Here is a 13,153-nt window from a genome sequence, read left to right on the forward strand (position 1 = left end):
TTTAAAATCACTGTTTTAATTATGTTGCAAATTTAATATATTTATGCAAAATAAATATATATGGAAAACAACACTTGCCCCAAATGCCAAAGCGATCATGTTATTAAAAGTGGAATCATCGCTAAAAAGCAACGATATACCTGCAAAAAATGCAACTATAGCTTCACTGTAAACAAATTAGGCAAAAGAATTAACGACTATTATGTCACTAAAGCATTGCAACTTTACCTGGAAGGCCTGAGTTATCGCGAAATCGAACGAATTATAGGCGTCTCACACGTTAGCATTAGTAATTGGGTAAAATCCTACCACATCAAAAAACCTCAACAAGTAAACTACCACCCTACTTATAAAATTGTAAACCATTCTGAATTAGTAGAATATATCAAAAACAAGAACGATCTTACGGGCGCAGGAATGATCATAACAGAACTTGGCGATAAGTTTATGCTAATAAAATGGGAGCGTTTTAAAGATTAACTATAGTAGTTTACAAAAAAATATATAACTATTTTTTTTCATAAAATTAATTTGGAATTTGGCTATCGAATTAACCAACCAAAACCATTTTTTATGAAAAAAATCATCTTATTAATGCTTTTGACTTTCGTCTCCCTTTCTATGAACGCTCAAGGTTCGAGTGAATATGGTAGCGGAATGAAAATTAACTTAAATGAAGGAGGATCAAAGTATCTTCGATTTATTATATGGAACCAAATTTGGTTTCGTTCTTCACAAATGAATCCAGGAACGCTCGTAGGCAACGAAGCTGCCTCGAATGCTACTGATATTGGCAACCGAAGATTACGCATTTTAGCCTATTCACAACTCTCCCCTCGTTATATGATTGTTACTCATGTGGGAATCAACAACCAAACTTTTACCAATGGTGGTGCCTCTGGTAGCATAGGAACAGGTGGTTATGGTTCTGGTAAAAAACCAGGGCTGTTTTTTCATGATGCTTGGAATGAGTATGCCGTTGTTTTACCACAAAAAGACAAAAAATTCAGTTTAACATTTGGAGGTGGTCTTCACTATTACATGGGACTTTCAAGAGAAACCATGGCTTCAACTTTGAATTTTTTACTGATAGATGCTCCAATTTACAATTGGCCATTAATAGAAAATTCGGATCAATTCGCTCGCCAAGTTGGCCTTTTTGCAAAAGGTAAATTTGGAAAATTAGAATACCGTTTAAGCCACAACAAACCCTTTGCAACCAATATTACTCCAATAAATACTACCCTGCCCCAAAACGCTATTGCAGTAGACAACAATGGCAATGCCAAATGGTCTACCGCAGGATATTTTGAATACCAATTTTTGGATCAAGAATCCAATTTACTTCCTTTTAAAGTGGGGTCTTATGTAGGTACAAAAAAAGTATTCAACATTGGTGCAGGTTTTTATAATGCCCCTGATGCTACAAAATCTTCTGTAAACAGTCAACTTCGTAAACACGATATGAATTTATTTTCAGCCGATATGTTTTTGGATTTACCTATTGGAAAAAAAGAGAAAAAAATGGCCATTACGGCCTACAGTGTATACTATGATTATAATTTTGGGCCAAATTATTTACGCAACATCGGCATCATGAACATTGGTACTGCCGACCCGAATTTTGTGGGCAGCAGAGCTATAGCGGGTCCTGGAAACGCACAACCTACGATAGGTAGTGGTACCATATGGCATACGCAAGCAGGTTTCTTACTTCCGAATGCTGCAGAAAAACCCAAGCTTAGAATCCAACCCTTTGGTGCATTTACCTATAAAAACTTTGATGCATTAACACAAACAAGTACACAATTTGATCTTGGTGCCAATTTTTTATTGGATGGACATCACTCTAAAATAACGACTCAATATTCAACGCGACCTGTGTATAGTTCAGCCGACACTAGATTAAGCAACAGAGGAGAATTTTTAGTACAACTACAAATCTATTTATAACCAAAAATAATAACCAAATGAGCAACAAATCAACTAAAGGAATCTGGAAAGTCATTTCAGCTTCATCCATGGGTACCATGATTGAATGGTACGATTTTTACATCTTCGGAAGTTTAGCAGTAGTTATTTCTACCAAATTCTTTCCAGCAGACAATCCCACTGCAGCCTTTCTAGCCACATTAGCCACTTTTGCTGTTGGTTTTGTCGTACGCCCTTTTGGCGCACTCTTCTTCGGACGATTAGGAGACATCATCGGGCGAAAGTACACTTTCATGGTCACCTTACTATTAATGGGCGGTGCCACTTTTTTAATAGGTTGTATTCCAAGCTATGAAACAATTGGGTTTTTCGCACCATTAATGGTACTGATTTTAAGAATGCTTCAAGGGCTTGCGTTAGGAGGCGAATATGGAGGAGCCGCAACTTATGTTGCCGAGCACGCGCCTATTGGTCAACGAGGCTACTGGACCTCGTGGATTCAAACTACTGCTACTGTAGGTTTATTTATCTCGCTGATGGTTATCCTTGCTACAAGAAACGTACTTACCCCTGAAGAATTTGATGCTTGGGGCTGGAGAGTACCCTTTTGGGTTTCCATCGTGATGGTAGGTATTTCGTATTTAATTCGAAAAAATATGGACGAGTCACCTGTTTTTGCTAAAGCAAAATCAGAGGGAAAAACGAGTACCAACCCTTTAAAAGAAAGTTTTGGTAATCGATACAATTTAAAATTTGTGTTATTAGCCTTGTTTGGCGCTACTATGGGGCAAGGAGTAGTATGGTATACCGGTCAATTCTACGCCATGAGTTTCATGAAAACCGTGATGTCTATTGACTCCTCTCAAGTAGACACATTACTTGGAATCGCTTTAGTGCTAGGCACCCCTTTTTTCATATTCTTTGGATGGCTGAGTGACAAATTGGGTAGAAAATACATTATGATGGGAGGAATGTTAATCGCAATTCTATTATATCGCCCAATTTATCAAGCCATGTTTAACACAACTGACATCAAAAACAAAATAGAACTGGTAGATAAAACCACACGCATTGCGGAAACCAAAACAAACAAACAGGCTTTGGATTCTGTTTATACCACAACCAAAGAATTTGAAGATGGCACAAAGTGGGTCGAAATCAAAACCGTACCTTTAGAGAATGGTGTCGCCAAAATTGTAGATGGCAAACCAAAATCCGAAGTTAAAACGACCTTAACGATTAACAATCACGATATGTGGATGTTGGTGTTTTATATTTTTGCTCAAGTCATTTTTGTAACAATGGTGTATGGTCCTATTGCAGCCTTTTTAGTAGAAATGTTTCCGGTTAAAATTCGATACACCTCCATGTCTTTGCCTTACCATGTAGGAAATGGGATTTTTGGGGGGCTTTTACCTGCTATTTCCACTTACTTAGTAACCAATGCCAAAGAGGCAGGCGATGTAAGCTACTATCTTGAAGGATTATGGTATCCAATAATTATCGCCACGGTCAGTTTTGTGATCGGAATGATATATCTAGACAATTCAAAAACCAATAAACACGTTTAAAATCAATAGTATGAATCAGTTAAAAAGAGCTTTAGGAATGGTATGGATTGCCTTGGCTGTAGCAGCCGCCTATTTTTGTATATTTGAATTTGGACTACCTAAAATTGTATCGGGCAAACAAGACGATTTAGTTTTTGGGATCATCATTTTATGTGTACTCACTCCGCTGGTGGTATTGGGAATGGGCATATTTGGCTACTATTCTCTCATGGGCGAATACGATCAATCTAAACGTTAAAATGATCAGTTGGTATCGCAATCTCTTTTACAGCAGAGATTGCGATTCACTTTTACTTGAAGTCCTTTGATCAAAAGTAACCGAATTATGAAAAAAAGACACGAACAAAAATTCATTATTTTAAGTATAGTGCTATTCTTAGCCATGAATTTCCCTTTATTGTTATTATTTGACAGTTCGGATTCATGGGTAGGCATACCTATTATTTATATGTATATTTTCACAATTTGGTTTTTCTCAATTATTATTAGCTTTTTCTTGATAAAAAAATACGATGAGTAGCTTAAGTATTCTAATAATTTTAGGATTGTATGTTTCCTTATTGTTTTTTATTGCGCATTGGGCCGAAAAGAGACAGCATTATAAATGGACGAACAATCCCTATATTTATTCGCTTTCATTGGCTGTGTATTGTACCGCCTGGACCTATTATGGCAGTATTGGAGTGGCAGCAAATTCAGGCTTGAGCTACCTCCCTATTTATATTGGTCCCATCATTATCATCCCAGCCTGGATGTTGATTTTGAAAAAAATAATACAAATCTCAAAAGTCAATAAAATATCAAGTATTGCAGATTTTATTTCTCTACGTTATGGCAATAGCCGATTTTTGGGCGCCCTTGTAACAGTAGTTTGTGTCATTGGAATATTGCCCTACATCGCATTACAGTTAAAATCCATTTCGGACACTTTTCATATTGTAACTGGAACCCAAGCTACCGAAAATATATTCTTCGACACGACTACTTATGTATGTTTGGCCTTAGGGATCTTTGCTTCTTATTACGGAACACGTTATGTAGATGCTTCAGAAAAAAGACGTGGTATTGTATTGGCAGTTGCAATAGAGTCGATTCTAAAATTGCTCTTTTTTTTAATTCTTGGGATTTATGTAACTTATTTTGTCTTTAATGGTTTTGATGATATCTACAAGCAAGCAGCAACCATAGCTGATTTCAAACAGAAAAACACCATTGGAAGCATTGAAAATGCCTTGAATTGGTTCTTTTTATGCTTGATTTCGATGTTTGCCATGTTTTTATTACCCCGACAATTTCATACGAGTATTGTAGAAAACAACCACAGTAAACATATCAAAACCGCCATTTGGCTGTTCCCATTATATCTGATATTGTTTAATGTATTTGTTTTTCCAATAGCTTGGGGTGGTACTATTTTATTTCAGGGACAGCATTTAAATTCAGACACTTACTCTTTATTGATTCCTCAATATTTCAATAACACTACTTTAACGGTGCTTGTTTTTCTTGGCGGATTTTCAGCTGCCATTTCCATGATTATTGTTTCATCGATAGCATTGGCCAACATGGTAAGTAATAATTTATTGATTCCTTATGGCTTTATCGGTTCATTAGAAAACAAACAACAAAGAGAAAACACACGCAGAATCGTCAACAGCCGTAAAATTGGGATACTGAGTTTGACAGTGCTATCGTATATCATTTATAAAGTTTTCATTTTAGAATATTCGTTATATTCTATCGGCTTGGTTTCTTTTGTAGTGATTTCCCAATTGGCTCCGGCATTTTTTGGGGCTTTATTTTGGAGAAGAGGATCGAGTAAAGGCGCTATAGGAGGGATACTTCTAGGTTTTTTAATTTGCTGTTACACCCTTATCATTCCATTTGCTTTAGGATTAAATGAAAGCAACAGTTCTTTTATTCAAAATGGACCTTGGGGAATCGAACGATTAAAACCCTTCGCCCTTTTTGGTTTACACTTCCTTGATCCCATTCCTCAGGCAGTATTTTGGAGTTTATTTTTTAATGCCATTGTGTATTTGACGGCATCTGTGAGCTTCAAAGGGAATTATAGAGAACGTAATTATGCCGAAATGTTTGTAGATATAGACAAATATAGTGGCCAATTAGAAAGCGCATTTGTTTGGAAAGGAACTGCATACATTGCCGATATCCAAAAAATTTTAGAACGCTTTTTGGGGGTTGTTAGAACACAAAGAGCCTTGGAATTGTTTCATCGAAAATACAATATTGACAAAAACATTGTAACAGCTGATGCTCGATTTATAAAATTTGCCGAAAATTTACTCACCGGTCACATCGGGACTTCATCGTCTAAAATACTAATTGCCAGTGTTGTTAAGGAAGAAAAAATTGCTTTACCAGAAGTATTACGCATCCTTGAAGAATCGCAAGAAAACATCATCGTTAATAAAAAATTGACCGAAACCACTCAAGCCTTACAGAAAACTTCTGAACAATTACAGGTTGCCAACATGAAACTTCTCAAAAAAGATGCACAAAAAAACGAGTTTTTGGACACTGTCACTCATGAATTGCGAACCCCAATCACTGCCATAAGAGCTGCCAGTGAAATCTTGTTTGATGACGAAGAGATTCCAACGGCAATGCGGCAACAATTTTTACAAAATATCATTTCCGAATCTGATCGATTGAATCGCCTAATTGATAAAATATTAGATTTAGAAAAATTCGAAACCGGTAAACAAAAAATATATTTAACCAAAAACAATTTGGTACAAACCATTACCAATACCTTACATCCACTGCAGCATGTCATTCAAAATAAAAACATAAGGGTTGAATTTGTAAACAAATCCTCAGAAATTCGGGTGTTTTATGATGAAGAACGCATTTTGCAAGTAGTGCATAATTTGGTTTCAAACGCCCTGAAATTTTGTCCAAACCCAAATGGAAAAATTACTATTGCCATTTCAGAGCATCCTGATTCAGTACTGGTTAGTATTCAAAATAATGGCAACAAAATTAATGAAGAAGAATATGAAGCCATTTTTGATAAATTTTATCAATCTAAAAATCAAAATATAAAAAAACCCGTAGGAAGCGGACTCGGATTGGCCATCTGCAAACAGATCATAGAACATCATAAAGGAAAAATTTGGGCAGAAAATGCCAAAGACGAAGGCGTTTCTTTTTGTTTCACCCTTCCTAATTACAATACTTCAGAACCTGTATCACCATGAAAAAAATACTCATAGTAGACGACGAACCTAATATTTTAATGTCATTAGAATATACTTTCAAAAAAAACAACTTTGAGGTCTTTGTGGCCCGAGATGGTCAGGAAGCTTTAGATATTTTACAGCTTCAATTACCCGATATCATCATCTTAGATATCATGATGCCCCTGGTTGACGGTTATGAAACCTTAAGACAAATTAAAAAAGAAGAAAAGCTGCAACATTGCAAAGTGATTTTTTTATCTGCCAAAAACAAAGAAAAAGACATCGAAAAAGGATTAGCATTAGGTGCAGATTTATACGTACTAAAACCTTTTTCCGTAAAAAAATTAATTGAACAAGTACAGGAATTACTATAACTAACTAAAAAATAAAAAAAATGAGCTATTTCAAAATTAACACTCTGGAAGAATATTTCAAGCATTACAAAAAATCCATTCGTGAGCCTAAGAAGTTTTGGGACAGAATTGCTGCTGATAATTTTACTTGGTACCAACAATGGGACAAAGTAATGGAATTTGATATGGAGGAAGCAAGAATTAAATGGTTTCTCAATGCTAAAGTAAATATCACCAAAAACTGTATCGATCGACACTTAGCTAAAAATGGCAATCGCACAGCAATTATTTTTGAACCCAATGACCCCAATGAAACAGCCCTTCACATTAGTTATAATGAACTATCGGAGCGTGTAAATAAAATGGCCAATGTTTTACAAGAACAGGGGATTCAAAAAGGGGATAGAGTATGTATTTACTTACCCATGATCCCTGAATTGGCTGTGGCTGTTTTAGCTTGTGCAAGAATTGGAGCCATTCATTCTGTGGTGTTCGCAGGATTTTCTGATACAGCAGTAGCTGCGAGAATCAATGATAGCGAGTGTAAAATGGTCATCACTTCAGATGGCGGTTTTAGAGGCAATAAAGCTATTGAACTAAAAAGTATAATTGATGAAGCGCTAAAAAAATGTCCGAGTGTAACCAAGGTATTGGTTGTTAAAAGAACTAATTCTCCTGTACTTATGCAAGAAGACCGTGATCTTTGGCTACAACCTCTTTTAGAGGCTGCTTCCGATAATCATGTTGCTACCATCATGGATGCAGAAGACCCCTTGTTTATACTGTATACCTCAGGTTCTACTGGAAAACCAAAAGGTATGGTACACACCACAGCAGGATACATGGTCTATACCGCTTATACTTTCAAAAATGTATTCAATTATCAGGAAAATGACATTTTTTGGTGTACTGCGGATATAGGCTGGATTACCGGACATTCCTATATCTTGTATGGCCCTTTATTAAATGGTGCTACTACAGTACTATTTGAAGGAGTACCTTCCTACCCTAACTTTAGCCGATTCTGGGAAGTAATTGAAAAACACAAGGTCTCCCATTTTTACACGGCACCAACTGCCATTCGTGCTTTGGCTAAAGAGAGTTTAGACTATGTTCAAAAATACCCACTCGCCTCCTTAAAAGTAATTGGATCGGTAGGCGAACCTATCAATGAAGAAGCTTGGCACTGGTACAACGACCATGTTGGAGGAAAACGTTGCCCATTAGTAGATACTTGGTGGCAAACCGAAACAGGTGGTATTTTGCTATCACCTATTGCTTTTGTAACCCCAACAAAACCAACATATGCCACATTGCCGCTACCCGGAATTCAACCTGTTTTGATGAATGAAAAACGAAATGAAATTGAAGACAACCAAGTTACCGGTAGCTTATGCATCAAATTCCCATGGCCATCAATTGCTAGAACGATTTGGGGAGATCATCAACGGTATAAAGAGACCTACTTTTCAGCATTTCCTGGAAAATATTTTACCGGTGATGGTGCCTTACGAGATGAAGTAGGCTATTACCGTATTACAGGCCGTGTGGATGATGTGATTATTGTTTCTGGTCATAACTTAGGCACAGCACCTATTGAAGATGCCATCAACGAACATCCAGCAGTAGCCGAATCAGCAATTGTAGGTTTCCCACATGATATAAAAGGCAATGCACTATATGGTTTTGTGATTTTGAAAGAAACAGGAGAATACAGAGATCGAGACAATTTGAGCAAAGAAATCAACCAATACATTGCCGATCACATTGGTCCTATCGCAAAATTAGATAAAATACAATTTGTTGAAGGTTTGCCAAAAACACGATCTGGAAAAATCATGCGACGCATTCTTCGCAAAATAGCAGAAGGTGATTTTAGCAACTTTGGAGACACCACGACCCTTTTGAATCCTGAAATTGTAGACAGCATCAAAGACGGAAGGATTTAATTTGTAGTAATAAAAACCAAATTCAACTGTAGGTTAAAAATTGCTTGAAGTAAATTCCTAATAAAGACTTGGTTTAGCATAAAAAATCGGCTGATTCACTTGAATCAGCCGATTTTTTTTCATTTTTAGAAGTTAAAAATCTAGTTTTTTAACAATTTTAAAACTTGAGTTTGCTTTTCTGCATTTTGAGCTTTGACAAAATAGAGCCCTTTTGGCAAATCTGAAATGCTAAATTGCTGATCTACAGACTGATTTCCATTGAATTGTTTTACTTTTTGCCCGGTTATAGAATATAGTTCTACTTTAGTAATTTCAGTATTCAAAGTAAAATAATTGGAAGCAGGGTTTGGATACATACGAATCGTAGCCCCTTTCTCAAAATCATCAGTAGCTAAAGTAGCTTGCTTATTTCCTAAAATTTTAAACGCTCCTGGTTGCAATGAGATGGTTTGATTGACATCCGTAACTGTCAAAGTAGTAGCATCCATCAAATCGGACCACGTTCCAGTATAGGGAAAACCTGTAGGCACATTTCGAGCTACCACATCAAAATTTGCAACAATCAATACATCTTTCAAGTCAGTGCTTGCTAAAGTGCTATTGGTAATTTTAATAACTGGTGTGACAGTATTGGTACTAGCAATTGTAACATCACCCAAGAAAACAGGCTCACTTACCTTTAGTGCAATCATCTTGGCCCAATCCAAATAAATTTTACTACGTTGGGCATACCCTAACCAATTATCTGTCCATTGTGGTTGTGGTTTCGTATCTAATTTACAATCTCCGTTTGTGGCATCATTTGGAGTATTTACGGTACCATTCGAGCAAGTAAAGATAGATTTTTCGTGTCCTAATTCTCCAAAATGCCAAATCATTTTGGGCCCAGGCACTAATAAAGAAACGGCGCCAATGGCTGACATTCTCGTTAAGGCCGTGTTTAAATCTTTTACATTATGTGCAGGATTTGTAGTATTTCCAAATTGCAAATTACGGTACATTAAGCGCTCTTCATCATGGCTTTCAGGATAGCCCATCAAACGCAGTTTGTTAAAACCTCGGCTTGCACTAGACATTCTAGAGATATTTTTGTTAGACCATCCCATAGCAATTTCACTATACTCGTCTAACATTTTACCCCAAAGCATGATGCCATCTTTATAATTGGCCCATTCGCGCTCTTCAGTATCGGTTCCTAAATGTTCAAAAATCACATAATGGGTAGGATCTACTGACCAAGAATAATCTGCGTAGGATTTTAAAAGTGCCACTCGATCGGCTCTATAACCATTGGTACAGGATTCATCACTTGCGGTACACTCTTGCGTAAATCCTTTGGTTAAATCCCAACGAAAACCGTCAATTTTGAACTCTTTGATCCAATGTTCCACTACTCGCTTCACATAGTTTTGCGTGCGAGGGAGTTGATGATTAAAATCTTCCCCTACACTATAAGTATGTTTCGCTACGGTGTTAAAATAAGGATTTTCAGCAGTTGGAGAGCCCCAACCGTCGCCATCAGGATCATTCATCCACATGCGCACCATTGGATTGCGACCAAAAGCATGATTTAAGGCAATGTCCAATATCACCGCAATTCCGTTTTTGTGACACAAATCAATAAATTCTTTTAATTTTTCTGGAGTGCCATAGTACTTATCCAAGGCCATGTGAAAGGAAGTGTTGTACCCCCAACTTTCATTGCCTTCGTATTCCATCACTGGCATCAACTGGATGGCATTGACTTTCAAATTTTTGAAGTAATCGATTCTATCAATTAAATCTTGATAATTGCGTTTCGCATCAAAATCTCGGACCAATACTTCATACACAACGAGTTTGTCTTTGGCTGGCTTTACAAAATTGAGCGTTTCTTGACTCCATGCATAAGGCGTTTGCCCTGTTTTGAACCAAGTGACTTCTCTTTCCTGACCCGTTGGATAAGCTGGAATAGAAGGGAATGAAGCCGCTGGAATTCCTGCATCATCAAAAGGCGACAAAACCAAAGTAGAATAAGGATCGGCAGTTTTGACAAGTTTTGGTGAATTGGCAATCGGGTTTTCTTTACCCACCCAATATTGATAGGTGTAATTGGTTCCTGCAGTAAGTCCTGTCAATTCTAACCAAAATTTGGTAGAACCAGCTGTAGCGTCTTTTTTCATGGCAAAAGCCGAAGTAGGTTGCCAATTGTTAAAGCTTCCCGCTACATATACAAAATCTTTCAATGGAGCATCCAACACCAAAGTTACTTTGGTAGGGTCGTTTGGATTATAGTTGATTCCATCTACTAAACCTGCTGGAATGGTTTCAGAACCAACAGTTGGATTGACTACAACTGAAAATTTCTTGACAATTGTAGTTGTTCCTTGCGTTACTTCCAACTCGTAGTTTTGATTGCCAGTAATGTTTGTATGAGTAAAATTATAACTCGTAGTAGCAGTCGCAGTATTTATTGAAGTTCCATTGGCTTTCAAATTGTAATTCGCTACATTATTGGTATTCGTTGCTGTAATCAACAAATCTCCACCAGAAGCTAAAATAGTCGTACTGTTTTGCGCTGGTGTAGTTAAGGTAACTTGGAAGGAACCAACTTCTGTTAAAATATTTTGGGATTTTTTGTCGCCTGTTCCGTTTTTAGCTTTTATTAAAAAACCAAATCTTCCGATTGCGGTTCGGTTAAAAAATGTACTAGGTACAAAAGTCAAAGTATAGGTGTCCGATGCAGAATTATAAGTAAAACGATTGGCTTCGTTAGAATTATCCCAAAACCCATTAGTTGGACAGTCCCTTTCATTTGTATCATTGATATCAAAGGACCAAGCCCACATATACAATGCATTTCCGGTAACTCCCCAAGTTGATTCATTAATGCTTGAACCGTTGACCGTAACTGTAATCGAAGTGGTCTCTTCAAAAGTAGCAGGAGTAATGAAATGAGTAACAGTTTGTTGCTGTGCAAAACCAAAACTTCCCACAAAAAGCAGCAGTATAAGTAAAATTTTCTTCATTCTTTTTGAGTTTTAAAGAGTAATGAAAAAAAAGGGTTGTCTTTAGGACAACCCTTTTTAATAACTAACACAAAATTAATTTTTAGTGATAGTGTATTTGTAATCTCTTGGTTTGTTAAAATCCAACACAATTGTGTAATTTCCAGATGCAGCGACAGGAATGTTTTTTCCTCCTGCTTCAAGTTTACCATCAGCACCGTCATCACCAAAGTTGATGTCCCATGCATTGTTTGCTCTAAATTTCATTTCTTTACCTCCAACTAAATCAACAGTAATTTTCAAAACTTTAGCTGTTGCATCATAAGTCATTGCTGTACTATTGTCCCATCCTCCTGGAGTAGCATCACCTATAATTCCCCAATTGGTGAAAGTTTCTGAATATGTCAATTTACCAGTATCTACTTTAACTAAGTAATATCCTGCTTGTGTAACTTTTGCATTTTTTTCATCTTTCTCAATAAGCTTACCTGTAAAAGTACCATCGTCTCCATAATCAGGACCTTTGTTCCAATCAAAAACTCCAGTAGCATCAGGAGCTACAAATTTATGCTCACCATCTAACCAAACAAATCCTTCATAATCCGTTTTACCAAAAGCAGATGAAGCTATACGTGGAGCTGAAGGCGGGTTCCAACCTTGGTGATTACCAGGCACTGCCAATTGTGGTAACTCACTAGTATATGGAGTAACTTTTAAAGTAATCACATTAGAATACTGTTTTAAAGCATTCGCTGCTGTACCCAATTGTGCTAAGATTCTAACATCTACAGAGGACTGAATAAACGGTTTAAAACCATTGGCAGACAACACTCCGTTCAATTCTTTAACAGTCCAAGAAAGAAAACGATTTGGAGTTGTTCCTGCTGCAATTGGTTTAGCAAAATCAGTACCAGCAACTGCAATTTCTACAGTGTAAGTTGCTGATGTCTCAACACCAAAATCACTATAATCCCATACTAAAGTTGTAGCAATTTCATCTTCTTTGGATTGCATTAAAACAAGCTCTGTACCGGTTGCAGGAGTTAATAATTTCGCACCTGATTGAGGAGTAGCTACTGCCTCAATATCATTTTCACAAGACCCTAATGCAATTAGCAAGAAGGCAAAAATGGAAGATCTTAAAATATTTTTCAT

The 13,153-nt window shown here is 36.8% G+C and carries 9 protein-coding genes; 7 read left to right on the forward strand and 2 right to left on the reverse strand.

The window, feature by feature from the left end; translation table 11 throughout:
- Positions 1-60: 60 nt before the first annotated feature.
- The 7 genes from ACSVH5_RS05525 (at position 61) to acs (ending at position 9,011) form a co-directional block, all read left to right on the forward strand.
- Positions 61-480: an IS1/IS1595 family N-terminal zinc-binding domain-containing protein gene (locus tag ACSVH5_RS05525; protein WP_438060458.1), complete on the forward strand. Its 420-nt coding sequence runs from the start codon at positions 61-63 to the stop codon at positions 478-480.
- Between the two features lie 93 nt (positions 481-573).
- The gene (locus tag ACSVH5_RS05530) at positions 574-1,953 is read left to right on the forward strand and encodes a porin (RefSeq protein WP_438060459.1); all 1,380 of its coding nucleotides are present in this window, start codon (positions 574-576) and stop codon (positions 1,951-1,953) included.
- Between the two features lie 17 nt (positions 1,954-1,970).
- Positions 1,971-3,503: an MFS transporter gene (locus ACSVH5_RS05535; protein WP_438060460.1), complete on the forward strand. Its 1,533-nt coding sequence runs from the start codon at positions 1,971-1,973 to the stop codon at positions 3,501-3,503.
- 10 nt (positions 3,504-3,513) lie between these two features.
- A complete protein-coding gene (locus tag ACSVH5_RS05540; protein ID WP_438060461.1) occupies positions 3,514-3,741 on the forward strand; it encodes a DUF6814 family protein in 228 nt (75 codons plus the stop codon).
- Positions 3,742-4,015: 274 nt separating this feature from the next.
- On the forward strand, positions 4,016-6,727 hold the full coding sequence (locus ACSVH5_RS05545) for an ATP-binding protein (protein ID WP_438060462.1): 2,712 nt from the start codon (positions 4,016-4,018) through the stop codon (positions 6,725-6,727).
- Complete coding sequence (locus ACSVH5_RS05550) at positions 6,724-7,083, forward strand: response regulator transcription factor (protein ID WP_438060463.1); 360 nt, start codon at positions 6,724-6,726, stop codon at positions 7,081-7,083. The genes ACSVH5_RS05545 and ACSVH5_RS05550 overlap by 4 nt, the downstream gene beginning before the upstream one ends.
- 20 nt (positions 7,084-7,103) lie before the next feature.
- Positions 7,104-9,011, forward strand: coding sequence for an acetate--CoA ligase (gene acs / locus ACSVH5_RS05555; protein WP_438060464.1), 1,908 nt, complete (start codon positions 7,104-7,106; stop codon positions 9,009-9,011).
- Between the two features lie 140 nt (positions 9,012-9,151).
- Here the strand turns inward: acs and ACSVH5_RS05560 are convergent, their stop codons facing one another.
- Together ACSVH5_RS05560 and ACSVH5_RS05565 are read right to left on the reverse strand one after the other, a co-directional pair.
- Entirely contained in the window at positions 9,152-12,019 is a 2,868-nt protein-coding gene (locus ACSVH5_RS05560) for an alpha-amylase family glycosyl hydrolase (RefSeq protein ID WP_438060465.1), read from the reverse strand.
- A gap of 75 nt (positions 12,020-12,094) precedes the next feature.
- Positions 12,095-13,153: a SusE domain-containing protein gene (locus tag ACSVH5_RS05565; protein WP_438060466.1), complete on the reverse strand. Its 1,059-nt coding sequence runs from the start codon at positions 13,151-13,153 to the stop codon at positions 12,095-12,097.

It is taken from the genome of Flavobacterium sp. RSSA_27 (genome assembly GCF_051547125.1).
In the GTDB taxonomy this organism is placed as follows: Bacteria; Bacteroidota; Bacteroidia; order Flavobacteriales; family Flavobacteriaceae; genus Flavobacterium.

What these genes read in the sequence shown, in the direction of transcription:
- ACSVH5_RS05525 (WP_438060458.1), top strand. Translation starts at nt 61, where the DNA reads ATGGAAAACAACACTTGCCCCAAATGCCAAAGCGATCATGTTATTAAA.
- ACSVH5_RS05530 (WP_438060459.1), top strand. Translation starts at nt 574, where the DNA reads ATGAAAAAAATCATCTTATTAATGCTTTTGACTTTCGTCTCCCTTTCT.
- ACSVH5_RS05535 (WP_438060460.1), top strand. Translation starts at nt 1,971, where the DNA reads ATGAGCAACAAATCAACTAAAGGAATCTGGAAAGTCATTTCAGCTTCA.
- ACSVH5_RS05540 (WP_438060461.1), top strand. Translation starts at nt 3,514, where the DNA reads ATGAATCAGTTAAAAAGAGCTTTAGGAATGGTATGGATTGCCTTGGCT.
- ACSVH5_RS05545 (WP_438060462.1), top strand. Translation starts at nt 4,016, where the DNA reads ATGAGTAGCTTAAGTATTCTAATAATTTTAGGATTGTATGTTTCCTTA.
- ACSVH5_RS05550 (WP_438060463.1), top strand. Translation starts at nt 6,724, where the DNA reads ATGAAAAAAATACTCATAGTAGACGACGAACCTAATATTTTAATGTCA.
- acs (WP_438060464.1), top strand. Translation starts at nt 7,104, where the DNA reads ATGAGCTATTTCAAAATTAACACTCTGGAAGAATATTTCAAGCATTAC.
- ACSVH5_RS05560 (WP_438060465.1), bottom strand. Translation starts at nt 12,019, where the DNA reads ATGAAGAAAATTTTACTTATACTGCTGCTTTTTGTGGGAAGTTTTGGT.
- ACSVH5_RS05565 (WP_438060466.1), bottom strand. Translation starts at nt 13,153, where the DNA reads ATGAAAAATATTTTAAGATCTTCCATTTTTGCCTTCTTGCTAATTGCA.